This is a genomic window from Brevibacillus sp. JB24b (assembly GCF_051713385.1).
In the GTDB taxonomy this organism is placed as follows: Bacteria; Bacillota; Bacilli; order Brevibacillales; family Brevibacillaceae; genus Brevibacillus_B; species Brevibacillus_B laterosporus.
On the sequence record NZ_JBNVQV010000001.1, the window covers coordinates 3,634,752 to 3,660,345 of the forward strand.

Below are 25,594 nucleotides of genomic sequence, written 5' to 3' on the forward strand. Positions count from 1 at the left end.
TCTCTCTCTACAGATGAATTACTGTAAAAAGAGTCGTTGTATATCATTCCAAGTCACAACTAGAATTAGCATCATCAATAAAGCAAAACCAACAAAGTGAACCATGCCTTCTTTGTTAGGATCGATCGGTTTGCCACGCAGTGCCTCAATCGCAATGAACACAATGCGTCCACCATCTAGGGCAGGGATTGGAAGCAGGTTAAAAATGCCAAGGTTAATACTCAAAAGCGCTGTCCATGTAAAGAGTGCCGCAAGACCACTTTGCGCAAATTGGCTTGTCATTGTAAAGATACCTGCTGGTCCACTCAAATCTTTCACACTTACATGTCCCGTAAAGAGCTGAGACAGATTGGTGAAGATTGTTTTAGTCCAAAAAATTGTTTGGTCATAGCCATGCTTAATCGCTAATCCAAACTCTTTCTTGACACCAGCACCAACCATTATTTTACCTTGTTCATTTACCTGTACAGGTACGACAATGTCTTGCCCATCCCTATTGATCTTCATTTCAATTTTTTTATTAGGGGATGCATTAACTACTCCCACAAATTGGTTCCATTCATTTATTGCTGTACCATCGATGCTGAGAATGCGATCTCCCTGTTTCAACCCAGCCTGATAAGCAGGTCCATCTGGAATAACTTGGCCTAAAACAGCATCTTTTGTCGGAGCTCCGAAGAATAAACCACCCACCACAAATATAGCAAAAGCTAAAATGAAGTTAGCAGCAGGTCCAGCAAAAATAGCCAAGAAACGTTGCCATAATGTTTTCCCTTTAAATTGGCGGTTAAAAGGGGCGATCTGTACTTCCTTACCTTCGATCACCAACATCGTCTGAGGATCAACAGCAAATGTCTTCGCTTCTCCCTGTATATCCAATGTCATGATCAAATCATGTTCAAGATCATAGCGGACCACATTACCTATAGTTGCATGATCGGGGATATCATTTGGAGTAACATAAATGTGAGAAACCTGATTAGCCTGATTAAACAGAACCCCGACTTCCATATGCGGTTGCAATACTTCCATCTCAGGGTCTTCACCAGCCATTCGTACCATACCACCGATAGGTAACCAACGCAGTGTATATTCTGTCTCGCCTTTTTTAAAGCTGAACATTTTTGGTCCCATTCCTAGCGCGAACTCGCGGCATAAAATACCTGCCCGTTTTGCTAACAAAAAATGGCCCATTTCATGGAAAAAGACCAACAATCCAAAAATAACCACGAAGGCGATTACCGATCCAAAACCAATCTGTACGGGAGGCATTTGCATAGATATAGCCACCTTTCCTTCTAATTCGTGATTGAGAAGCACTCACCCGTTCTATCGAAACAGGACCACTACTCTACTATATGTAGTTATAGCGTCTAATCAGTACCCTGTCTCTGGCAAAGCTTTTCGCTTGTTTCTTCAACTCTTACTTGCCCCAGTTTCGTGCAGTTTGTCGTGCCCATGCATCAACTTCATCAATCTCTTCTAAGGTAGGATGTAGACTTGTTTGGTGCAGTGCACATACCTGATGAACGACATCTTCAATTCCAACAATTGTTAGTTCATCTTGCAAAAAACGCGAAACTGCTACTTCATTGGCCGCATTTAGAACAGCGGGCAGTGTACCACCAACCTTACCGCAATCATACGCTAGTTTTAAGAGTGGATAGCGGGTGAAATCCATCTCTTTAAAATGAAGCGTCCCGCATGTAACGAGGTCCAAAGCCTCAGTCGGTAACGGCCAGCGACTTGGATAGGTTAGAGCATACTGAATTGGAACCTTCATATCCGGTGTTCCCAATTGTGCTATCACGGCCTTATCTTTGTATTCTACCATAGAATGTATAATACTTTCATAGTGAAGAATTGTCTCTATCTGCTCATATGGCATTCCGAATAGCCAATGAGCCTCTAATACTTCAAATCCTTTATTCATCATGGTAGCCGAATCAATTGTTATTTTAGCTCCCATACTCCAATTGGGATGTCGCAAAGCATCTTCACGAGTAACATGAGCTAACTCATCCCGAGACAGATGTCGGAGTGATCCTCCTGAAGCTGTAATAATTAGTTTAGAAACATCCTGTCGATTTTCACCATTTAGAGCCTGGAAAATGGCAGAATGCTCACTGTCAACAGGAACAATCGTCGCCTGATGCTTTTGAGCAGCCTCCATGACTAAGTGTCCTGCACTTACCAAGGTTTCCTTATTAGCAAGTCCAATGGTTTTGCCACGTTCAATAGCAGCCAGAGTTGGTTTAACTCCTACACTACCTACTACTGCTGACATCACAAACGATGCTTGTGGATGTGTTGCTACCTCAATCAAGCCATCTAGTCCGTACACAATCTCTACAGATAAAACTCCAGCAAGACGTTTCGATAATTCTCGTGCGAGCTCTTCTGTCCCTACGGAAATCAGTTCCGGTTTAGCATACAAAGCTTGTTCTTCCAATAAGTCAATGTTATGACCGGCTGCCATTGCTACGATATTAAATTGATCGGGGTGCTGTTTCACTACTTCCATAGTACTTGTCCCGATCGAACCGGTAGAACCTAACAGCGATATGTTCTTCACCCATTTCACCTCAAAACCCCTATTGTCTAAGAACTTTTACTTAAAACAAGCCAAACAAGTACAGTACCGGAAACACAATTAGCATACTATCAAAACGATCGAGGATGCCACCGTGCCCTGGAAGAATATGGCCTGAATCCTTCACTGCGAAATGACGCTTGTAAGCTGATTCTACTAAATCTCCCAGCGGACCGACAATACCTGTAATTGCTGCAATTGCCAAAGCTTGTCCCCATGGAAGAGCTCCTGGTACTTGCAAAAAAATCAATAAAGCATCGATTACACCAACAACTACAAGGGAGGCAAGGAAACCTCCAAGCGCTCCCTCTACCGTTTTATTTGGACTAATATCTGGCCATAATTTGCGTTTTCCCAATGCTTTGCCTGCAAAATAGGCTCCAGAATCCGTTGACCATACAGATAACAAAATGATAATAGTGAGCCAAAATCCAGCTAGACCTACGCCCCCACGAGCCACGGCAACGTAATGAAAACCATATCCTATGTATAACGCTCCGAGTAATACCAGAGCGGCATGTTCAATATGAAATCGATTTTTGCTAAGTACAGTATAAAATAGCAACAAAAATAACGGTAGAAGAAGAATTTGACTCCATTCTACTGTGATTGCACCAAAACCACTTACCTTCAAAAACCCGAGTACTGGGAAAAATAAAGCTGCGAGATCTGGTTGCCAAGCACTTATTAAAATGACATAGCCTAGGATACCTGGAAAACTAAATGGCTTTATGTTGGCCATGCGTAAAAATTCAAAAAGGCCGATGAAGGCCATAAGTAATACAAGGGATGAGTACCAAATCCCTCCCAGATATACTAGGGTTAGAAAACCAACACCCCCAAGTAATCCGGTAATTATCCGTTCCTTCACTTGTTCCACCTCTCCAGATCAAACTGCGCCATATCGACGAGCTCGACCTTGGTATTCAGCAATCGCCTGCACGAAATGCTCTCTGGAAAAATCGGGCCAATACACATCCGTGAACCAAAATTCCGTATAAGCTAGCTGCCATAACATAAAATTGCTAATACGAATTTCTCCGCTCGTGCGAATTAACAAATCAGGTTCGGGAATTCCTTGTGTATATAAATGTGAGGCAATTGTTTCCTCATCAATTTGTTCAGGTGTTAACTTGCCTTGTGCGATCAATTGAGCAATCTCTTTTGTCGCTTTTAAAATTTCATCACGCCCTCCATAATTAAGGGCAAAATTAAGTTGTAATCCAGTATTATTTTTTGTTTTTTCCTCTGCTTCAATCAAAGCCTTTAGAGTATGAGAAGGCAATCCTTCTCGAGAACCTATCATGCGTATTCTTACATTTCGTTCAACTAATTCTACCAATTCAGTCGACAAGAACTCCTGTGGGAGTTTCATTAGAAATTCAACTTCGTCCTTAGGACGTTTCCAATTCTCTGTAGAGAAGGCGTACATAGTTAATACACCTACACCGATTTCATCAGCTGCTTTCACCACATCTTTTACGGTTTTCATTCCCTGATGGTGTCCAGCAACACGCGGTAAATTACGTTTTTTAGCCCATCGTCCATTACCGTCCATAATGACTGCTACATGGTGCGGAATGATTCCTGCTTGATCAAACGTATTGTCTTTACGTTCTTCCTGCCTACCGCTAAACATTTTCCCTAACCGTTCTAACATACAGGTTTCCCCCAAAAAGAGAGACATAGACATAGCTCCCCCTCTTCAGAGAGGGGGAACATTTTCTCACATTATACCTCGAGAATGTCCTTCTCTTTATCTTTTACGATTTTGTCAACTTCCGCAATAAACTTATCGGTTGTTTTTTGAACCGTTTCTTGATGACCGCGGGATTCATCCTCAGAAATAGAAGCCGCTTTTTCCAACTTTTTAATACCTTCATTTGCATCGCGACGTACGTTACGAATTGCTACTTTTGCATCTTCACCACTCTTGCCTGCAACTTTCACTAAGTCACGACGGCGTTCTTCTGTAAGTGGTGGAACTGCAATACGAATGACCGAACCATCATTGGTTGGCGTAAGTCCGATATCAGATTGCATGATTGCTTTATCGATATCCTTTAGGGCATTCTTATCCCAAGGCTGAACTTGCAACATACGCGGTTCTGGAGCAACTACGTTAGCCAATTGATTGATTGGTGTCGGTGTTCCATAGTAATCCACCACGATTTTATCTAACATAGCTGGAGTTGCACGACCTGCTCGCAATGTCGCTAGGTCCTTTTTTAATGTATGAATCGCCTTGCTCATGCGATCTTCCATATCCTTCAAGATGTTTTGTGGCATTTAAGCATCCCCCTTTACTATAGTCCCAATTTTTTCTCCCATGACGGCCCGACGAATGTTGCCCTCTTCCGTTATGGCAAAAACAATAAGTGGTATATGATTATCCATGCACAGACTGGAAGCGGTAGAATCCATCACGCCCAAGCCTTTGTTTAAAACTTCAAGGAAAGTTAGGTTATCATATTTTGTAGCGCTTTCGTCAATGCTTGGATCAGCCGTATAAACACCGTCCACTTTATTTTTTGCCATCAGGATAACCTCTGCTTCGATCTCGGCAGCACGCAATGCTGCTGTAGTATCGGTGGAGAAGTACGGGTTACCTGTTCCAGCCGCGAAAATGACAACTCGACTCTTTTCTAAGTGACGAATAGCCTTTCTACGAATGTATGGCTCAGCTACTTGACGCATTTCAATAGAAGTTTGAACACGGGTAGGTACGCCAACTTGTTCTAACCCATCTTGCATCGCAAGCGCGTTCATAACGGTTGCAAGCATGCCCATGTAGTCAGCTGTTGCACGATCCATTCCTTTGGAGCTTCCCGAAAGTCCTCTCCAGATGTTTCCACCACCTACTACTACGGCTACTTCAACACCAAGCTCTACGATTTCCTTTATTTGATTTGCAATCGAAGCGATAACTTTTGGGTCGATTCCATACCCTAGTTCCCCAGCTAGTGCCTCTCCACTCAGCTTTAGTATGACTCGTTTATATGCAGCGTCTGGCATGCGAAAAGACCTCCATTTTCATTTCGTATTGCTCTTATTTCCTGTCTTTCTTTAAAAATAGGGAACACAGCGGTGTTCCCTATTTTCATCTTATTGCTTATTCACTTGCGCCATTACTTCAGCAGCAAAATCTTCTTGTTTCTTTTCAATACCTTCCCCAACTTGGAAGCGAGCGAAGCCTTTGAAGCTAGCTCCTACTTCTTTCAACAATTGAGAAACGCGTTTGTCTGGATCTTTAACAAATGGTTGCTCAACCAAGCAGTATTCTTCGAAGAATTTTGCCATACGGCCTTCCACCATTTTGTCTACGATGTTAGCAGGTTTGCCTTCAGACAGCGCTTGATTTTTCAATACTTCACGCTCACGATCAATCACGTCTTGAGAAACCTCTTCTCTAACGCCAAAACGTGGGCTAGAAGCTGCTGCGTGCATTGCTAGGTCTTTTGCCAAAGCTTCATTGTCAGAGTCATTTAAAGCTACCAAGGCACCGATTTTTCCACCCATGTGTAGGTATCCACCAAAAACGCCGTTGTCAGCTTTTTCAAGGATTTCAAAACGACGGAAGCTGATGTTTTCACCAATTGTTGCGATTTTCGCGTTAATTGTTGTACCCAAATCTTCTCCACCTTGGAAAGCTTGAGTCAAAGCTTCTTCAACAGTAGCCGGGCGAGCGTTTACTACGTGTTCAGCAATATCTTTAACTAGTTGTTGGAACTCAGGGTTTTTAGCAACGAAGTCCGTCTCACAGTTAACTTCTACTACTGCACCAATATTTCCGTTTACTGCGAATCCAGTTAAACCTTCAGCAGCGATACGTCCGGACTTTTTCGCAGCTTTTGCGATACCTTTTTCACGAAGTAGGTCAATCGCTTTTTCGATATCACCATTTACTTCTTCTAGTGCGCGTTTGCAGTCCATCATACCTGCGCCTGTTCTTTCGCGCAATTCTTTAACTGTTTGTGCCGTAATTGCCATTGAATTACATCCTCCTTCAACTAATCCGCAAGCATCTTATTGCCTACGTATGTAATGTGTGAAACTCTTCGTCGGGAGATACAATTGTATTCGTAGAAAAAGGTGGACGGGGTTCTGAAAACCCTCAGTCCACCCTCATTCATTACGCCGTGGTTGTTTGCTCTCCGCCTTGGTTTCCTTCAGACAGAGCGTCAGCCATCTTGCCAGTTAATAGTTTAACAGCACGGATAGCGTCATCGTTACCAGGAATCACATAGTCGATTTCATCTGGATCGCAGTTAGTATCAACGATCGCTACGATTGGGATACCCAATTTACGAGCTTCTGCAACAGCGATACGCTCTTTGCGAGGGTCGATTACGAACAATGCGTCTGGTAATTCTTTCATGTGCGCAATACCGCCCAAGAATTTCTCTAGGCGATCCATTTCTTTGTTCAATACGATAACTTCTTTTTTAGGAAGAACATCGAAAGTACCATCTTCTTGCATACGTTTTAGTTCAGCAAGGCGAGCAGTACGTTTTTGAATAGTTTCGAAGTTAGTCAATGTACCACCCAACCAACGTTGGTTAATGTAGTAGTGACCAGTACGTTCAGCTTCTTCTTTAACAGATTCTTGCGCTTGTTTTTTAGTTCCAACGAAAAGTACTTTACCTTCGTTAGTAGCAACTTCGCGCATGAAGTTGTAAGCCTCTTCTACCTTTTTCACCGTCTTTTGCAAGTCGATGATGTAAATTCCGTTACGTTCAGTGAAGATATAGCGATCCATTTTTGGGTTCCAACGACGAGTTTGGTGACCGAAGTGAACACCAGCCTCAAGAAGTTGTTTCATAGAGATTACCGCCATATTTCACACCTCCTCTAGTTTGGTTTTTTGTGTCAACCTCCGCGGACCTCATTTTTCAAGCAAAACTACCAAATGGTAGCACCGTTGCCGAAATTAGCCTGCGTGTGTATTTAACACCGAAGAAAACTATATCATATCAAAATAACAAATGCAATAAAGAGTGTTAGAAAAGTTGCTTCAATCGACTGTTATTTTCACCTAACCATATCCATTTTATCCAAAATTTGAACAACGTATGATCAATAAGCCTGCTTTACAGTAAAATTACTATGGTACTCATACTTTCATCTGTCGCTTACTTATGATCGGATATGGAATCAGCTACAGGAGTTTTAGGCGGCTCAGGAGGAGTCGGAGGAACGGGTGGCGTTATATCTGTGTTCTCTTTTTGTTTCTCTGTTGACTTATCTGGCGTATCCTTTTTCTCCACTTCCGATTTATTATTCGTCGTTTGCTCTATCGGCTGCTCCTGCTTTTTCACAGACTCCTTTACACCTGTAGTGGGCGTGGATGGCTCAGTGGTTTCCTGAGAACTGCGAGTAGGATTCTGATTAGAAGCATCCTTCGATTGGGGTTGTGTCGTAGATGATGAACTTTTAGCAGACTGAGTAGCTTTCTCGTTTTCTTTCGTTTTCTTATCTGATTTCTCGGCAGATTGTTCTGTCTTCTTTTGATCTTTGCTGGACAAATCATTGGTTTTCTGCTTCTCTGTCGCTGAGCGAGAAGCTTTCGTTGCTTCATTATCATGTTCAGAAGCTAGCTTCTTTTTCTCACTATTTGTTGTTGGAACAGTATCAGGCTTTTTCTCTGATTGCTTCTGTCCGTTTGAGGCAGAGGTAGCTGGTTGTCCGCTTTGTTTTTCGTTACTGGTATTTGGAGTTGCTTGTGGCTGTCCTTTCGGAGGCACCTGTACTTGCATGCTTTGAAATTCTTCTTTCGAAAGAACTACCCAACCTTGAGTAGTGGCAATTTGCTTTAGTTCATCCATGCTAATCGCCTTTTGCCCAAAAACTAGAAGAAATAAAGCAGAGAATACGACCCCGATCCCTAGTCCAAAACCCATCCACCCGATTCTCGTTTTCATGTCAGGCCTCTCTTTCAATCGGCTCGGCAAGTGTTAAAATTAATTCAATCTCCCCATGACCTGCTCCAAGCTTTTTAGCGATCTCAGGAGTAGTGAGCCCTTGTTGTACTAATTCAAACACTCGCTGGTACCGATCTTTTAATGCCAACACGTCTTGAGAAATATCTGGTTGTTGGTTCACACTAGCTTGACTCAACATTTGAGATTGCTCTACTCCCTTTTTTAATAAAGCGTGGGATTTTTGCAACTCCATGAATTGATGATGTAGTTTTTCAATTTCCAGCTGTAGAGAACGGTTTTTTTGTTCATATTGTGTAGTAGAAGCTACTACTTCCTGCTGACTTTTTCTTACTTGCTCAATCTTTGCATGCAAATTTTCAGCTATTTCTTCATTTTCCCTTTTTACTTGTTGAACAAAACGTTTAAGTGTTGTCTCCATGCTAGTGCGATCCAGGCTGTTGAGCTCTGAATGCTGCATCGAAGAATTTGCATCAGAACCTATCCATTCTTGACGTTTTCTTTTAGACAACCAAAGGGAGAGGCCTGAAAGCATGATTGCGATTAGGCCAATCCCTAGTAGTATATATAACAATAGAGTCATTTGCTTTCACCTAGTTAGAATAGTTACAAAGAAATATCAATATGATGACCACGGATTGGATCAGGCGACGGATGGGTTTGCGCTTTCATTTCTCCTTCTACTGATCCCTCTTGCATTTGTCCATGTTCTCCTCCATGTTTCTTTGCAGACTCTTCTTGTTTATTTTTAACTTGCTGTTGTTCTGATTTATGCACATTCTCCGTTTTATTTCGTTTGGCTTCAGCTAACCTCTTCTGCTCTTCCTTAATTTGCTGTTGCTCAGCTGCAGCCCGCTGTTGCAGTTGTTCTTGCCATCTACCTATCTCTTGAGTCCTTGGAATAGCATGCTGCAATTCGAGTGCTTTAAAACTCATCAGCATTTCTCTCCTTTTCTAAATGAGAGTGGAAGTAGAAATCTCTCCATCCAAAACTAGAAATCGAGTACGGCTAAACTCCTGTTTAATAAAACGCACATGCTTACCAAAAACCAGTTTTGCTCCTGGGAAAATTAACTGAGACACCTCAATATAGGAAGGCATCTCTTGTTCCAGTTCTGCCTCAAGCGCTCGTTTTTCTTCTTCTAACGCTTTTATTTCTTTATCCAATACCAGTTTGGTATTGTTCAATTTAATCTGTAACGCCTTCTTGTCAGCAGGCAAATCTCCATAGGCTTGCATCATCTGCATCAATACCTGTAGCCCTTGATCCGCCTTGCGCTTCTGATCATGAAGGTCGGTTAATTTCTTTTTAATTTGGCTGACTTGATCGCGGGATTGAGGTTTAGCACCCACTTCAAGGCTAGTTGGCGTGGAACTCATATTGCCAACTACTTGTGCAATAATCTTCTCGCCTGCCTGAATGACCCCACCAATAATAATTCCTTTGGTTCCTTTACAAACCACCTGCTTCCCAGCCTTTACGTGTGAAAACATGATGCTTTGTTTAACGAAAACGTTATTCCCAGCGGTTACATTCCCATTTTGAATATAGGAAGTCGTCACGTTATTTCCTGCCTGAACTCGTCCCTTATCCTGACCAGCTATACCGTTTTTAATATCAATGGAGCCTTCTGCAATAAGCTCCGCTCCCTCAACACTTCCATAGATTCGAATATCACCTGTGGCTTTTATCGTAAAGCCAGTTGGCACATGGCCACGAATAACAACAGTTCCTACAAAATCAATATTACCTACGCTGAAATCAACGTCTCCATTGACTTCATAGACAGGGAACACATGAATCTTATCATTGTCCACCGATACTTGACCGTCTATAACTGCGTATGCCAATGTTCGTTCTTCATTTAACACAATCCCTTTACCTGATTTTAATATTGCTTCTTTACCAGGCTTTGGAGGGATCACTTCGTCTGTAACAGTTCTACCTGGTACTCCCGGTGTTGCCATAATCTTTTCAGCTAAAAGCTGACCACGTGTCACATTAGCAATGTTGAGAACGGAATAATAATCCACTCGTCCATCTTCAAGCATCTTGGGGGAAGTTTTCTCTGCTGACTCATCTTGAAATAGATAACGAATGCTACCATCTTTACCCGATATCGACTCCTGTCCTTTAGCAATGCTGAGAGGAATATTTACATATTGAGATGGGGTAGAACAGATGGCACGTACATGATTTTCTATTAGTCCAAATCTCACACCTTTTGTTTCACAAAATCGAATCAAGTCTTCCTCTTTTAGCGGGACATCACTAGCTGCTTTTAAAGTAATCTCAGCAATAAGTTTGTCAGATGAAATGTGAATATCCGCGTAATCGGCAAATTGATTCACGTAAAACCCCCCTTTTTCTGCGCTTTTTTGCGCCACCAGTTTTCTACATCAACTGCGATCTCCATTTTGCCAACGTATTGCGCAGACGAAAAATCGCTTTGGAATGCAACTGGGAAATACGTGAAGGGGATAAGCTCATGACCTCAGCGATTTCAGACAGAGTTAACTCTTCAAAGTAAAAAAGTGAAACAACGAGGCGCTCTTTTTCTGGCAGTTTATCAATGGCTTGGGTTAGAACTTCCTTCAAATTCTGCATTTGGGCGACGCTTTCAGGACTTGGCATAAGATCATCTATTAAATAAGCATGACGAGCAATTTTCTGTTCATCTTCATCACCTACTGCTTCGTCAATCGACAACATACTGGATAGCGAGGTATCATACATCACCTGCTGAACTTCTTTTTCCGTTATTCCCAAATGAACACTTACTTCCTTCTCAGTGGGAGAACGTAACAGATTTTGCTCTAAATATGTATATGCTTCTTCGATTTTTTTTGCCTTATCCCGTACCGTGCGAGGAATCCAATCATTTTCACGTAATCCATCAATCATGGCTCCACGAATTCTCCACATGGCATACGTTTCAAATTGCAAGCCCCGTTTATAATCAAACTTGTTTAAAGCATCAAGCAACCCGAATCGACCATAGCTGATGAGATCATCCTTATCCACGTTGTTAGGCAAACCAATGGAAAGACGCATTGCCACTTTATTTACTAGCGGCAAAAATTTTTCCACCAGTTCTATTTCCGCTTCTCGACTCCCGTTTTCTTTCCATTCCATCCATTTATCAAATTCTTTTGTTACCTTCTCTTGATTATATACGCGAGCCATGGTTTAATCACCTGCCTTTTACTCATCAGTAAATCTTCTTAACGTTTGGGCAATTAATTTTGGGTCATGCTCTGCAGATTCATCTTGTACACGCTGTGCTGTTAATGGAATAAACTCATCTTCTGGTACCGGAGATTCATTTTTTTCCCCTGGAACTAGAGCGTCTTCTTGCTCTTCCCTGACTGTTTCTACGTCTACGTCTACGTCTTCATCACCATCATTATTCTCCAGCTCGGTTGCATCCTCTTTTGGAAAAAGAAATGATAATACCATCAGAACAAGAAAAGCGATTATAAATACGACCAGAAAAGCCATAACTCCACGATAAAATGATACAACGAACAAATTGCCAGTAACGGCTGCCAAAAACGTTAGTAGAAATGCAATGCATCCTAACCAAAGACTTCTTTTCACGGTTTGGTTCATGGTTATACTTCCTTAGTCCCTTGATTTACGGTCCGGATCTGCAATAATCCAGTTTCCGCATCAACTTCAATAGTTCGTCCACAATTTCCACCAGTGTCTTCTGCAATTATCTGAATGGCGAATTGTTTTAAAGCTACCTTACAAGCTTCCACATTCCGAGGTCCAATTCTCATTGCGTCGTTAGTAGAAAGAAAGGTAAACATTTGGGATCCTCCAGCCAGCTTAGCTGTCATATAACGACTTTGCGCTCCCAACTTCTTCATTCGTTCAATTAATTCAGGAATTGCTGTATCAGCATATTTCAAATGATTGGTCTCTGTATTTTTCCCTAGGCTTGAATCCGGTAACATGACATGTGCCATTCCCGCAATCTTCCTAATACGATCATATAGTACAACCCCGACGCAAGAACCTAAGCCTGTCGTACGAATATGGTCGGGGGCACTAGCTACTCCTACGTCTGCCATTCCAACTTTAATAATTTCCATCTAACGGGACCCCTAATGCTTGGAATAATGTTGCAAATGAATCCGGATCTGGGATGAGGAAAAAGTGACCTTGCATTTTTTCGTTACCTTCCATAAAAGCTGTGTCTATCGTTAAAGCAAAATCACCAGCCCGACCTAGTTCAATAAGTCCATAACTCAATAGAGCGCCTGCCATATCAATCGCAAGAGCAGGGACGGTCGGTTGCATATTAAGCTTCGTAAAATCAGCTAACGATGACAGATAAGAGCCCGCCATAATGTTACCGATCTCATGCAAAGCAGATATTTCCATCTCACTAAAAACCTCTTCTTGCTCTTCTTGCGGTACAATACCAAGCAGGTGCTGCAACAAATTTTTAGCGGAAGGAATATCTATAATAAAAAACATATTTCCAGGGCAATCACCTTCCACACGCAAAAAGACTGCGATTACCACCACTTCATCTCCACCCAGGAAATCAGCAATTTCCTGGAAAGAGATGATTTTGACTTGTGGAACGGTCATGTCGATTTCTTTTTGAATCAATTGCGAAAGTGCCGTGGTAGCATGACCAGCCCCAATATTGCCTACTTCACGTAGCACATCTAATTGAAATTCGCCTAATTTCTTAATATGAGTCATAGACTAAACCTCAAACGAATCCAATTGTTTAATCTCTTCTGTGCTCAACACTTTATCCAGATTTAATAAGATTAGTAGACGTTTTTCTAATTTAGCCACACCACGTAAATAGGTTGCTTCTACTCCGCCAACCACGGCTGGTGGCGGTTCGATTGCATTAACGGGAATATCAACCACGTCGTTTGCGGAATCAACAATAAGTCCAACTTCCAGTTCGTCTACAGCTACGATGATCACCCGCGTAGCTTCCGTGCATTCTGTTTCTGCCAATTGAAAACGACTACGTAAATCAATAATTGGAGTAACCACACCACGCAAATTGATAACACCCTTTACAAATTCAGGTGTGCGTGGTACTCGGGTAATATGCTCCAGCTTCTCAATCGATTTCACCTGTTGAACCTCTACACCGTACTCTTCGTCTACCAAGCGAAAAATAATTACTTTCACTTCTTCAGATGCTGCTTTCATATCCAACATACTCATGACCTCCTACCTACTTAATTAGGGCATTACAATCGAGAATTAATGCGACCTGTCCATCACCTAATATCGTTGCTCCCGAAATAGCAAAGACATTTACTAGATACTTGCCTAGCGATTTCAGTACGATTTCTTGTTGTCCAATAAAGGAATCAACAACTAAACCAGCCATTTTTTCCCCTTTGCGAACAATAACGACAGCTACCTCATCCTCACGTGCCTTTCCGCTCGTTGGAATTTGGAAAATTTCTTGAAGAGACACAAGAGGTACAATGCGCCCTCGGAAGTCAATTACTTGTTGACGATGAGCCATCATGATTTCGCTTTTCTTGAAGACAGCAGTCTCAATAATGGAGCTTAACGGAACCGCATACTTTTCATTCTCAACCTGAACCAGCATTGCAGAGATAATAGAAAGAGTCAATGGTAGCTGAATACGGAAAACGGAGCCTTCATTTGGCGCTGAATCCACTGACACGGAGCCACCCAACGATTCAATCTTGGTTTTAACAACATCAAGACCTACACCGCGTCCTGAAATGTCAGATACTACGTCAGCAGTACTAAATCCTGAGGAGAATAAAAGTTCGTATATCTGTCTATCCGCCATTGTTTCCGCAACAGCAGCACTTACTACTCCACGGCTAATCGCTTTGTTACGTACTTTATCCTTATCAATACCGGCTCCATCGTCACGTACTTCAATAAAGACGTGGTTACCGCTATGATACGCTTTTAGCTGAACAACACCCTCTTCTGGCTTGCCAGATTGTTTACGCTTCTCAGGAGACTCTAAACCATGGTCAATAGAGTTACGCAATAGGTGAACGAGCGGATCGCCAATCTCATCAATTACTGTTCGATCTAGCTCTGTTTCAGCCCCGAAAATCTCTAGGTTTACCTTCTTGTTTAATTCTTTAGCCAAATCTCGAACCATCCGAGGGAAGCGGTTGAATACCTGCTCCACTGGAACCATACGCATGGTTAGGATGATATTTTGTAAATCCCCGCTAATCCGACTCATATGTTCAACTGTCTCATGTAGTTCTGTTTTACCGATTTCTCTTGCTAACTGCTCTAAACGTCCGCGGTCGATAACTAGTTCGCTAAACAAATTCATTAAGATGTCTAGACGTTCAATATCGACACGGATGGTTTTGCTAGCAGCAGGTTTTTTAACCGGTGTAGCCGGAGTTGCTGGCTTTTGCTCTTGTTCAGGCTTAGCGACTTCTTTGACAGGAGCTGCCACAGCCACTTCCTTTTTACCATCTGCCAAGTTAATCTCTTCAATCAATACCTCCTCGATTTCAGAGATGTTGCTAATTGCTTTATGGATCTCTTCTAAAGATTTTGAAGTGATATAAACAACCTCAAAGAATTTATCAAATTTCTCATTTTCAATCTCTTCTACAGAAGGAGTTGACTTGATCACTTCTCCATGGGTGTCCAATTGGTCAAACACCATATAAGCACGAGCTGCTTTTAGTACACATTCCGCTTGCAGGCTTACACGAATCCAATACAAATTATTCCCTGTTTCCTGCGATTGACGCATAATCGTGATCGCATAATCATCCAGCTGATAATCACGTGTCTCGGTTTGCACTTCTTCCACTTGGTCATTCGCTTCAGAATCAGAATCGGTACCTTCAGCCATTATATCGGTAGGCTCAGGAGATGATTCGTTAAAATCTCCCGCCACGATTGAACGGAGAACTCCTACTAACGCGCTAACGTCAGCAGCACCATCTCCACCTTCCATGATGTTTTGAACCATACCTTCCATGATATCGACACTTTTGAAAATAACGTCCATAATGTCGCTTGTAATCATTAGCTTCTGATTACGAATCAAATCAAGTACGTTTTCCATTTCATGTGTTAGGCTGGCTAAATCTTCAAAGCCCATCGTTGCTGCCATTCCTTTTAAGGTATGGGCTGAACGAAAGATTTCATTAACGATTCCAATGTCATGCGGATCGGTCTCCAGAGACAACAGATTGGAGTTAATCGCCTGCAAATGTTCCTTGGACTCTTCAATAAACATATCAAGATATTGATTCATATCCATGTATATATAACCTCCCCCATCATGTTACGAGTCGAACTAACGTCTCCGCCATGTGGTCCAGTGGAACGATATGATCCGCTAATCCAGCTTGAATGGCTGCACGTGGCATTCCGAACACGACACAACTACTCTGATCTTCTATCAATCCTACGACGTGATGAGCTTCCTTCATCTGTCGTAGGCCCGCTGTTCCATCAGCTCCCATTCCAGTCAAAATGACCGCCCACTGCCTTGTATGCGTAAGTTTGCTCGCTGATTCAAACAAAACGTCAACGGACGGACGGTGACCGCCACGTGGCGCTTCTTGATGTAATGTAATGATGATTTTTCCACCGGATGGTTGCGTAGCTTCCATATGATAGCCCCCCGGTGCAATATAAGCTATACCTGCCTTCACTTCTTCCCCATCACTTGCTTCCTTTACTGTGATTTGGCACAAACTATCTAGACGTTGGGCTAAACTTTTTGTAAATCCAGGTGGCATGTGCTGCACGATTAATATCGGTGCTGGAAAAAAAGCAGGTATCTGAGTTAACAAAGTTTGCAAAGCACGAGGTCCCCCTGTTGAAGTTCCCAAAAACACAACTTTCGTCCCCGACTTATCCGGCAATTCCGTATGTTGCAATCCCATACTTTCTTTCGTAGGAGTGGGGAGGTGCTCACTCGTCTTTTCTGTTTGAAGTAGCTTCTTCTTTGGCTCTATCAGTGGTTTTTTAACAGGAGCTCTAGCCATTGGAGCTATTTGTTTATGCCTGATACGCCCCTTTGCTGCCGCAGCTTCCTTCACGATTTCGACAAGCTGTGTACCAACTTTATGGATATCTAAGGAAATAGGCCCAGAGGGTTTGCCAATAAAGTCAAAAGCACCTAACTCCAGCGCTTTTAAAGTGGCATCCGCTCCTTCTTTAGTCAAACTACTCAACATGACAACAGGCAAAGGATGCTCTACCATCAGTCTCTCTAATGTTGCAAGTCCATCCAAGATAGGCATTTCCACGTCAAGTGTAACCACATCTGGTTGTAGTTCCTTTACTTTTTCTAAGCATTCCATTCCATTTCGAGCACGAGCCACCACTTCAATGGTAGGATCGCTTGTCAAAATGTCAGAAATGACCTTGCGCATGAAAGCGGAATCGTCTGCCACTATTACTTTGATTTTCGTCATGTTACCGCTCCCTTCTAGTCACTTCAATCGTTTACACCATCTGTTACATCCAATTTCGTAATTTGGCAAGAAATCCTCTTAGTCCACCTTGCTCTTCCGGTTCTGTTGAAGAAGGATTGAGCTCGGCAGTATATTTTGCAGCCAGTTGGCGAATACCTTTTGCCATCTGAGACTGTGGATAAACGAGTAAAAGGGGGTGCTGTTGCTTGACTGCCTTTGAGACATACGAGTCGTCGGGCAATATTCCAAGCATTCCTATAGGAAATTCTAAAAAGCGTTGGGCTACTGTAATCAGTTTATCAGCGGTTTGCTGACCTTCCCGTGTTGTAGAAGCACGATTTATAATTAACTTGATTTTAGCATCAGGTTTTTGCAAATGAACCATCTTCATCATTGCATACGCATCAGTGATAGCTGGAGGCTCAGGTGTAGTCACCAGCAAAATTTCATCAGATGCCATTAGAAACTGTAGAGATTCTTTGCTGAGCCCAGCTCCTGTATCAAAAAGGATAATATCGGCATAACCTTGTAATTTTCCTAATTCATCAAAAACCTTACTCAATTCCCAATCTTGTAGCTGAGACATTTCACTAAAGCCTGAGCCACCTGCAATGAACTCCAAACCTTTAGGACCTTTTTCAATGATATCCCATACGGTATGGTCTGCTTCAAGAAGATGAAATAAATGTTTCTTGGGGGTAACTCCCATTAAAACGTCAAGATTAGCCAAGCCTAGATCAACATCAAATACAAGAACCTTCTTTCCTTGCTCCATGAGACCCAAGGCTAAATTAAGAGTGACATTTGATTTACCAACGCCACCCTTTCCGCTAGTAACGGCTACGAGTCGCGTTTTTCGTGTCTCTATATTACTTGCATCATGCATTTGCTGCTTTCGTTGAAACTGTTCTCGCAACTTTTGAGCCTGATCATGCATATGCCTCTTCCCCCACGATCAACTTGGTCAGTTTCTCCGTTGTGATGACTTCAATATCATCGGGAACATTTTGTCCTGTAGTCAAATAAGAAAGAGGAAGATCAAATTGTTCGAGTAACGACAAGATTGGTCCGTAATGTAGCGTTTCATCAGCTTTCGTCAAAATAACCTGCGAGATAGGCACATCTTTAAACTGCTCTATGATTGCCTGCATGTCCGCAAATTTGGAAGTTAGACTCATGACTAGTAAATGCTCGCTCATTTCTTCCCATTGTAAATACTCTTTTATTTTACTCACAAATTCATCATTTCGATAGTTTCGTCCAGCTGTATCAATAAAAATAAGATCATAGCCCTGCATTTTGTCCAAGGCATTCTCCATTTCATTTGCAGAGAAAACAACTTCCAACGGCACATTTAAAATATTGGCATATGTCTTCAATTGCTCCACTGCTGCAATCCGATAAGTATCGGCAGTAATAAACCCTACCTTTCGCTTCTCTTTTAACATATGCCAGGCTGCCAGCTTGGCGATTGTTGTCGTTTTTCCCACTCCTGTTGGTCCAAAAAAGAATAGATATTTTTGAGGGTTCCTAGTCTTCGAATCATCAGGAACATGCTTAGCTACTCGTTCTGCTATCCTGCGTTTCATTAGGTTATCTACTTCTTCTTGAGTAGCATGATAAGGATCAGGTAGCTCTAGTAAAATATCATGTAATAGAGTAGCAATCGTACTTTCCTGCATTTCATTTTGCAATAGCTTCTCTCGCCATTCTGCAAGCGATGGGGGTAATTGCTCGCTAGCCTGTTTAGCAAACAAGAGCTTGTGAAGCATTACTCTCATATCTTTAAGCTCCCCAATCATGTCGCGATATTCCTGCATACCTGTCGCTTGATCAAGCCGTTTTTCTTGCTCCATTCTTTCTGTAGGAACAGTAGCATCAGGCTGATTCATTGTTAACGAGGGTTCAAATCTCTGAGAACGATCTGGTAATGAAGACTCTCCTTCGATAGGAGTAGAAGTCTCTTCACCCAATTGCGGTGCTATGAATTCCTTCCCTTCCTCTCGGTCTTGTACTAGAGGAACAGTATCTGGAGTTGAACTGGGTAAAACTGTGCCCGATTGCTGATTGGCATCTGTTAAGGTATGTATTGCTTGTTGGTAGCGGATGGCTGCAAGTGCCCCTGCCAATGACTTTGGTTGCTCCTCTTGTTGCACAAAATCCCCATCTTGTGCAGGAGTTACCAATAGCCCCTCTTTTGAATTTGTGTGAGGAGCTGCGTTGGAATGAGAAGCTGTTTGAATAACCTTGGGACGCTGTCCAACAGAGGATGGCTCATTTTTGTTAGGCGATTGGTACCCTTGTTTGCCTACAAATGGATTCCCATTCTCTTGCCTATCCAGTTTAGGAACGGAAGTAGCAGGCTTTGCTGGGGCCTGCTTTTCTTCCTTGGTTTCCGCTGCTGCGATCACTTCGATTTGCTGTTTCCTAAACATCCCCATGAAGCCGCCTGTCTTAACTGGCTTCGTATTTAAAATGACAGCATCTTTCCCGAGTTCGACACGAATCTTTTCTAAGGCCTCTGGCATTGATTCAACCAAGTATCGTTTGACTTTCATTATACATTCACCACTCCTACACTCTGCACTTCAACATGAGGTTCTAATTCACTGTACGACAGAACAGGAATGTCAGGCAACATACGCTCCATCAATTGTCGTAAATACATGCGAGTCATAGGAGAAGACAGGATAACAGGCTGTTGACCCATGTTTACCATACGATTTACTTGCTCAGACACATTTTGGTAGATGCGCTGAGAGGTATCAGGGTCCATGGCTAAGTAACTGCCTTGTTCCGATTGCTCAACACTCTCGGAAATGGTTTTTTCCAAACTTGGCCCTGCTGTAATGACTCGGAGCGGTTCCCCAGGTTGCGTATACTGTAACGTAATTTGTCTAGCTAATGCCTGTCTCACATATTCGGTCAATACTTCTGGATCTTTGGAGAACATAGCGTGATCGGCCAAAGCTTCCAAAATGACAGGAAGATTACGAACAGAAATTTTTTCTTTCAATAATTTCTGTAGAACCTTCTGAACATCTCCAATCGAAAGTAAGGATGGGATTAATTCATCTACTAACACTGGTGCTGATTCACGTACGTTATCTATTAGCGCTCGTGTCTCTTGACGTCCAAGTAATTCATGAGCATGGCGTTTAATAATCTCTGTTAGATGCGTAGCAACTACAGATGGCGGATCGACAACCGTGTAGCCAGACAACTCAGCCATATCTTTATTTTCCTCAGAGACCCAAAGAGCTGGTAGGCCAAACGCTGGTTCCATCGTCGGGATGCCCTCTACAGATTCATCTTCAAATCCAGGGCTCATTGCTAGATAGTGATCCATCAAAATCTCACCAGTTGCAATCACATTGCCTTTAATTTTGATAATGTATTCATTCGGCTTTAGTTGAATGTTATCGCGAATACGAATAACAGGTACAACAAGTCCCAATTCAAGTGCACACTGGCGACGAATCATAATGACTCGATCGAGCAAATCTCCACCCTGCTTAGCATCTGCTAACGGAATTAATCCATAGCCAAATTCAAACTCAATCGGATCAACTTGTAGAAGATTAACCACACTTTCTGGACTTCGAACTTCTTCAAGCTGTTGCTCTTCTTCCTGTGTAAAGGATTCCGCTAATTCGCTCTTCTGCTGTTTCGTTAATTTCATTGCCGCAATAATTAATATGACTGCTACTACAGCTGTAGGAAGTAAGCTTATTGGTGTTAACAATCCGAGTAGAAGCATCGCTGCAGCAACTACGTACAGCAATTTAGGATGAGCAAACAATTGTTCTGTAATATCCTCTCCCAAACCACCTTCTGAAGAAGCACGTGTCACAATAATACCTGTTGCTGTCGAAATAAGTAGCGCAGGAATCTGGCTTACTAAGGCATCACCAATCGAAAGTAGTGTAAAGGTACTTAAAGCTTCCATAAAGCTTAATTTATGTATAGCTACCCCGATAATAAAACCACCAATAATATTGACGATAAAGATAACGATACCTGCAATAGCGTCCCCTTTTACGAATTTACTTGCCCCGTCCATGGAGCCGTAAAAGTCCGCTTCTCGCTCAATTTTACGACGTCGCTGTCTCGCATCTTGTTCACTAATCATTCCTGCATTTAGGTCTGCGTCAATACTCATTTGCTTCCCTGGCATCGCATCTAATGTAAAACGAGCAGCTACTTCTGCTACACGTTCCGAACCTTTCGTGATAACGATAAACTGGATGATGATCAAGATTAGGAATACAACAAAACCGATAACAGCGTTACCACCTACTACGAAATCTCCAAACGCTTCGATAACTGTTCCACCCTGTCCAGTGGATAGAATGTTACGCGTAGTTGAAACATTTAGAGCCAATCGGAATAGTGTTGTTAATAGCAATAATGTAGGAAAGATGGAAAATTCCAGAGCCTCTTTGGTATACATCGAGACGAGCAGGATAACCAGGGCCAACGATATATTAACAATCAGTAGCATATCTAACAATCCGGATGGTAAAGGAATTACCATCATTACGACAATGCTTAACACGAAGATGATCATGCCCAACTGTTTTGCACCCATCTCGTCTCCTCCTTTCATCGTTTCACTTTACCTTGAAGTTTATAGACATAGGCCAATACCTCTGCTACCGCTTTGAACAGTTCCTCTGGGATTGTCTGTCCAATCTCCACTTGTGCGTATAATGCTCTGGCAAGTGGTTTGTTTTCCATGGTAACTACGCGGTGCTTCTTGGCAATTTCTCGGATTTTCAGAGCTAAAAAATCCTGACCTTTAGCAATCACCGTCGGCGCCATCATTTCAGCAGAATCATACTTAATCGCTACCGCAAAGTGTGTCGGGTTGGTGATAATGACATCTGCGTTAGGAATTTCCTGCATCATACGGCGCATGGCCATCTGTCTTTGTCGTTCTTTAATTTTACTTTTAATGAGGGGGTCACCCTCCATTTTTTTATGTTCATCTTTAATGTCTTGTTTGGACATGCGCAGATTCTTTTCATATTCGTAGCGTTGATATAGATAGTCAAGGAACGCTAGGATAACCAACAGCATACCGACTGAAATTCCCAATTTGACGACCTGCCAGCCCGTAAACTCCAGCACTGCTTCAAGGGTGGAAAAAGAAAGCCGTGGAATCTTATCCTTGATATCCCATAAGATCATGTAAACAACAATCATTCCTGCTGTGATCTTTAAAATGGATTTAAACAATTCAACAATGGTCCGCATCGAAAAGATTTTCTTAAATCCTTCGATTGGGTTTAGTTTTTCTAGTTTAAATTGAATTGGTTCTAAAGAAAAAAGCACCCCGACTTGCAAATAGTTGACCACTAACGCGACCAACATGCAGACGCCAAACACCATACTCAGAATCTTGGCTGCCTCTTTGACGACCTGCAGGGTAATCACCTGAAGATTTTCAGCATTTACTTCCCAGGTCGCATAACTGCCCAACGATTCGCGTAGAATGCCTTCAAAGATGCCCAACATCCAAGAGCCAGCAATCATCAACAGAAAAAACACGGAGCTGATCATAAAAGCGGGAGCCAAATCTGAACTTTTAGCAACCTGCCCTTTTTTACGAGAATCCTGACGTTTTTGAGGAGTTGCTTTTTCTGTTTTTTCGCCGTTAAAAAATTGCAGATCTACTGTCACAAAAAAACGTGGATGACTCATCATGCTCCTCCCAAAATCCCGATCAATTCCGCCATGGCCTGAAACATCTTGGAAATATAATTACTAAGTACTAAAAAGAATCCAGGCATTACGAAAATGAGCATTAAAAAGCTAATTAACAGTTTCAAAGGCAAACCAACCACAAAGATATTAAATTGTGGCACCATTTTGGCGATAATACCAAGGGAGAGGTCTACCAGAAATAAAGCAATGACAATCGGAATCGCCATCATGAAGGCACTCAAAAACATCTGCGAGAAAGCCTTTAGCATAAACTCTCCAAATGCTTCCGAAGAAAACGAAATTCCCAATTTGCTAATAGGGATTGTCTGATAGCTTTTGAGAATGCCTTGAATCATCAAATGATGTCCATTAATACTCAAAAAATATAAGGTAGCTAGGATTTCTTTCAAACGACCCGTGACTGGTACATAAGCACCCGTAGCAGGATCTACAACGTTAGCCATAGCTAAACCCATTTGCATATCCATGAGTCCACCCGCTACCCGTACAGCCGAAAACATGAGCTGTAACAAGAACCCCAATAACAAGCCCACGATCGTTTCTTTTACTACATAAGCAGCAAAAGTGATATCAAGCGGAATTTTATCCACAATGGGTACATAAGCAAAACTGATGAACGCCATAGCAGCAGCAAAGCCGATCTTAAACTGGTTAGGCATACCGCGTTGCGTAAATAGTGGAGCCGATACCACAAAGGATATAATTCGCACAAATACCAGCAGGTACATGGGCAAGAACGTTTCAATCAGTTGCATATTCTACCCCACAAATCTGTACAGGTTACCCATGATATTTGCTGTAAATTCAATGACAATACGTAGCATCCACGGCCCAAAAATAAGCAAAGAAAGAAACACAGCCACGATCTTCGGAATGAACGCCAACGTTTGTTCTTGAATTTGTGTTGTTGCCTGAAAAATACTCACCATTAGCCCGACTAACAACGCAATTCCCAAAATAGGGGCAAGCACGATCAATATGGTATATACCGAGGATTGCGCAATTTGTAAGATCATATCTGATGTCATGTTTCATCAGGCCTCCTAGAAGCTTAAAAAGAGTGATTTCACAACGAGATACCAACCGTCCACCATGATAAACAACAGGATTTTAAACGGTAGTGAAATCATGACAGGTGGAAGCATCATCATCCCCATACCCATCAAAATACTAGCGACAATCATATCGATAACCAAAAATGGAATAAACAACATAAAACCGATTTGAAAAGCTGTTTTTAATTCGCTGATTGCAAAAGCAGGAACCAAGGCTACAAGAGATACATCTTCAATTGACTTTGGTTTTTCAGATTTCGAGTATTGTAAAAATAACGCTAAATCCTTTTGTCTAGTCTGCTTTAGCATAAACGATTTTAACGGAGTAACTGCTTTATCTAATGCTTGTTGCTCCGTGATTTTTCCCTCCATAAACGGTTTTACTGCTGTATCATTAATGGTTTGAAATGTAGGTGCCATGACGAAGAAAGTTAGGAACAACGCCATGCCCACAATCACCTGGTTAGGTGGCATTTGTTGAGTAGCCAATGCGGTACGTACAAACGACAACACCACTACAATACGCGTAAAGCAAGTCATTAAAATTAAGATGCTTGGCGCTAAGGCTAGAACCGTAAACATTAACAGCAATTGAATAGAAGAAGCCGTTTTCTCGGGACTATCTGCTCCCCCACCGATTTTAAACTCTACCTGTGGAATTTTGTTCAAAAGCCCCGCTGCATCTGATGTACTTGCTTCAGCAACTTGTGTATAGGTCATCAAACAAAGAAACGTTGCACATATTAATAGTAGAAGTGGCAAAAATCTGTTCATGACTAATCCCCTTTGCGGCGGTTCTGTTCCCATTGATTCTTTTGTTGCTCCGCATGGGAGACTTCCCGCCACTGTTCGTCCAGTAGCTGATCAAAAGAGGCATCTGTTTGTTGAGTGTGCGTGGATGTAGTCTTAGATTGTGCTTGAAACAAATGTCCAAGCTTATTCCATGACCAGTCAGGAGCTGTTTTATTCTCGATATCGGCTAAAATAACATCCAACTCATCGCCGGGTGGAATCTGGCGAATAAGCTGAATATTATCCCCTACACCTAACACATATAGCGAGTCGCCAATCATCACCAATTGAATGGACTTACCTGTTCCAAGAGAATAGCCTCCTACAGTGCGAAATGGACCACTTTCTCGAAAACCTCCAGCTTGTCTCTTTCCTAACCATTTGAATAAGAGATAGATTAGCCCGACAACTACTGCCAATGAAAAGACGATTTGGACCACATATCCAAGAATACTAGGGCTTTCTGGAACTGGAGAATCCGTAGATAACTCTCCCCCAGTCCCTTGTTTTCCCTGTTTTGCATCCTGCTGTAACCAGTCAAAAGCCGATCCTTCTGTCTGTTTCGCCTCCGCATAACTAACTGTTGGTGAAGGCGCTACTACAGCAAAAACTAGTAACATTGCCACGAACAAACTACGAATGTTCATTGCATTCATAATCGTTTAGCTCAACGTCTTTTTGATGGCTTCGATTACTCGATCCGCTTGGAAAGGTTTTACGATAAAGTCTTTCGCACCAGCCTGAATAGCGTCGATAACCATGGATTGTTGTCCCATTGCGGAACACATAATAACACGAGCATTAGGATCCATCTTGCGAATTTCCTTCAAAGCTGTGATACCATCCATTTCTGGCATTGTAATATCCATGGTTACTAAATCAGGACCTAATTCCTTATACTTTTCAACTGCTTGCGCACCATCGCTCGCTTCCCCAACTACCGTAAAACCATTTTTCGTCAAGATTTCCTTTACCATCATTCTCATAAATGCTGCATCATCCACGATTAACACTTTGTTAGACATCCTACTGTTCCTCCTTAA

At 42.2% G+C, this 25,594-nt stretch carries 28 protein-coding genes; all 28 read right to left on the minus strand.

The genetic code is table 11. From position 1 onward, the window contains the following. Positions 1–18: 18 nt before the first annotated feature. Complete coding sequence (gene rseP, locus ACQV1I_RS16920; protein WP_018670860.1) at positions 19–1,278, minus strand: RIP metalloprotease RseP; 1,260 nt, start codon at positions 1,276–1,278, stop codon at positions 19–21. 145 nt (positions 1,279–1,423) lie between these two features. Next, the gene (locus ACQV1I_RS16925) at positions 1,424–2,575 is read right to left on the minus strand and encodes a 1-deoxy-D-xylulose-5-phosphate reductoisomerase (protein ID WP_094699587.1); all 1,152 of its coding nucleotides are present in this window, start codon (positions 2,573–2,575) and stop codon (positions 1,424–1,426) included. A gap of 40 nt (positions 2,576–2,615) precedes the next feature. Continuing rightward, complete coding sequence (locus ACQV1I_RS16930) at positions 2,616–3,464, minus strand: phosphatidate cytidylyltransferase (protein WP_094699372.1); 849 nt, start codon at positions 3,462–3,464, stop codon at positions 2,616–2,618. An 18-nt stretch (positions 3,465–3,482) separates the two neighbouring features. Further along, positions 3,483–4,253 (minus strand): isoprenyl transferase, encoded by a 771-nt coding sequence (locus ACQV1I_RS16935; protein ID WP_181022667.1) that lies wholly within the window; start codon positions 4,251–4,253, stop codon positions 3,483–3,485. Positions 4,254–4,324: 71 nt separating this feature from the next. Continuing rightward, the gene (frr, locus tag ACQV1I_RS16940) at positions 4,325–4,882 is read right to left on the minus strand and encodes a ribosome recycling factor (RefSeq protein ID WP_116333347.1); all 558 of its coding nucleotides are present in this window, start codon (positions 4,880–4,882) and stop codon (positions 4,325–4,327) included. Next, entirely contained in the window at positions 4,883–5,608 is a 726-nt protein-coding gene (pyrH, locus tag ACQV1I_RS16945) for a UMP kinase (protein WP_018670855.1), read from the minus strand. It lies immediately after the preceding gene. Between the two features lie 90 nt (positions 5,609–5,698). Continuing rightward, positions 5,699–6,583 carry a translation elongation factor Ts gene (tsf, locus tag ACQV1I_RS16950; RefSeq protein WP_094699375.1) on the minus strand — a complete coding sequence of 295 codons (885 nt, stop codon included), beginning with the start codon at positions 6,581–6,583 and terminating at the stop codon, positions 5,699–5,701. A gap of 142 nt (positions 6,584–6,725) precedes the next feature. After that, a complete protein-coding gene (rpsB, locus tag ACQV1I_RS16955; protein WP_116333348.1) occupies positions 6,726–7,430 on the minus strand; it encodes a 30S ribosomal protein S2 in 705 nt (234 codons plus the stop codon). Between the two features lie 295 nt (positions 7,431–7,725). Then, a complete protein-coding gene (locus tag ACQV1I_RS16960) occupies positions 7,726–8,514 on the minus strand; it encodes a hypothetical protein (RefSeq protein ID WP_116333349.1) in 789 nt (262 codons plus the stop codon). 1 nt (position 8,515) lies between these two features. After that, the gene (locus ACQV1I_RS16965; RefSeq protein ID WP_116333350.1) at positions 8,516–9,115 is read right to left on the minus strand and encodes a DUF6115 domain-containing protein; all 600 of its coding nucleotides are present in this window, start codon (positions 9,113–9,115) and stop codon (positions 8,516–8,518) included. 23 nt (positions 9,116–9,138) lie between these two features. Further along, positions 9,139–9,468: a hypothetical protein gene (locus tag ACQV1I_RS16970; protein ID WP_018670850.1), complete on the minus strand. Its 330-nt coding sequence runs from the start codon at positions 9,466–9,468 to the stop codon at positions 9,139–9,141. A gap of 18 nt (positions 9,469–9,486) precedes the next feature. Continuing rightward, the gene (locus tag ACQV1I_RS16975; protein ID WP_116333351.1) at positions 9,487–10,884 is read right to left on the minus strand and encodes a FapA family protein; all 1,398 of its coding nucleotides are present in this window, start codon (positions 10,882–10,884) and stop codon (positions 9,487–9,489) included. Positions 10,885–10,927: 43 nt separating this feature from the next. After that, entirely contained in the window at positions 10,928–11,719 is a 792-nt protein-coding gene (locus tag ACQV1I_RS16980) for a FliA/WhiG family RNA polymerase sigma factor (RefSeq protein WP_094699379.1), read from the minus strand. Positions 11,720–11,737: 18 nt separating this feature from the next. Then, positions 11,738–12,145 carry a hypothetical protein gene (locus tag ACQV1I_RS16985; protein WP_116333352.1) on the minus strand — a complete coding sequence of 136 codons (408 nt, stop codon included), beginning with the start codon at positions 12,143–12,145 and terminating at the stop codon, positions 11,738–11,740. Positions 12,146–12,147: 2 nt separating this feature from the next. Continuing rightward, the gene (locus ACQV1I_RS16990) at positions 12,148–12,633 is read right to left on the minus strand and encodes a chemotaxis protein CheD (protein ID WP_094699381.1); all 486 of its coding nucleotides are present in this window, start codon (positions 12,631–12,633) and stop codon (positions 12,148–12,150) included. After that, positions 12,620–13,255 (minus strand): chemotaxis protein CheC, encoded by a 636-nt coding sequence (locus ACQV1I_RS16995; protein WP_018670845.1) that lies wholly within the window; start codon positions 13,253–13,255, stop codon positions 12,620–12,622. Before ACQV1I_RS16995 ends, ACQV1I_RS16990 begins: the two co-directional genes overlap by 14 nt. Positions 13,256–13,258: 3 nt before the next feature. Then, complete coding sequence (locus tag ACQV1I_RS17000; protein WP_018670844.1) at positions 13,259–13,735, minus strand: chemotaxis protein CheW; 477 nt, start codon at positions 13,733–13,735, stop codon at positions 13,259–13,261. A 16-nt stretch (positions 13,736–13,751) separates the two neighbouring features. Continuing rightward, positions 13,752–15,809, minus strand: a complete 2,058-nt coding sequence (locus ACQV1I_RS17005; protein WP_116333353.1) for a chemotaxis protein CheA — start codon at positions 15,807–15,809, stop codon at positions 13,752–13,754. Positions 15,810–15,828: 19 nt separating this feature from the next. Next, positions 15,829–16,974, minus strand: coding sequence for a protein-glutamate methylesterase/protein-glutamine glutaminase (locus ACQV1I_RS17010; protein ID WP_094699383.1), 1,146 nt, complete (start codon positions 16,972–16,974; stop codon positions 15,829–15,831). A 43-nt stretch (positions 16,975–17,017) separates the two neighbouring features. Then, on the minus strand, positions 17,018–17,911 hold the full coding sequence (locus tag ACQV1I_RS17015) for a MinD/ParA family protein (protein WP_116333354.1): 894 nt from the start codon (positions 17,909–17,911) through the stop codon (positions 17,018–17,020). After that, positions 17,904–19,532, minus strand: coding sequence for a flagellar biosynthesis protein FlhF (flhF, locus tag ACQV1I_RS17020; RefSeq protein ID WP_116333355.1), 1,629 nt, complete (start codon positions 19,530–19,532; stop codon positions 17,904–17,906). Before flhF ends, ACQV1I_RS17015 begins: the two co-directional genes overlap by 8 nt. Next, positions 19,532–21,565, minus strand: coding sequence for a flagellar biosynthesis protein FlhA (flhA, locus tag ACQV1I_RS17025; RefSeq protein WP_094699386.1), 2,034 nt, complete (start codon positions 21,563–21,565; stop codon positions 19,532–19,534). Before flhA ends, flhF begins: the two co-directional genes overlap by 1 nt. 14 nt (positions 21,566–21,579) lie before the next feature. Beyond that, positions 21,580–22,680, minus strand: coding sequence for a flagellar biosynthesis protein FlhB (gene flhB / locus ACQV1I_RS17030; RefSeq protein WP_094699387.1), 1,101 nt, complete (start codon positions 22,678–22,680; stop codon positions 21,580–21,582). Continuing rightward, a complete protein-coding gene (fliR, locus tag ACQV1I_RS17035; protein WP_094699388.1) occupies positions 22,680–23,459 on the minus strand; it encodes a flagellar biosynthetic protein FliR in 780 nt (259 codons plus the stop codon). Before fliR ends, flhB begins: the two co-directional genes overlap by 1 nt. A 3-nt stretch (positions 23,460–23,462) precedes the next feature. After that, a complete protein-coding gene (gene fliQ / locus ACQV1I_RS17040) occupies positions 23,463–23,732 on the minus strand; it encodes a flagellar biosynthesis protein FliQ (protein ID WP_003336924.1) in 270 nt (89 codons plus the stop codon). A gap of 15 nt (positions 23,733–23,747) precedes the next feature. After that, entirely contained in the window at positions 23,748–24,533 is a 786-nt protein-coding gene (gene fliP / locus ACQV1I_RS17045; protein ID WP_094699389.1) for a flagellar type III secretion system pore protein FliP, read from the minus strand. A 2-nt stretch (positions 24,534–24,535) separates the two neighbouring features. Then, positions 24,536–25,207 (minus strand): flagellar biosynthetic protein FliO, encoded by a 672-nt coding sequence (locus ACQV1I_RS17050; RefSeq protein WP_094699390.1) that lies wholly within the window; start codon positions 25,205–25,207, stop codon positions 24,536–24,538. 6 nt (positions 25,208–25,213) lie between these two features. Next, on the minus strand, positions 25,214–25,576 hold the full coding sequence (locus ACQV1I_RS17055; RefSeq protein WP_018670834.1) for a response regulator: 363 nt from the start codon (positions 25,574–25,576) through the stop codon (positions 25,214–25,216). Positions 25,577–25,594 lie beyond the last annotated feature (18 nt).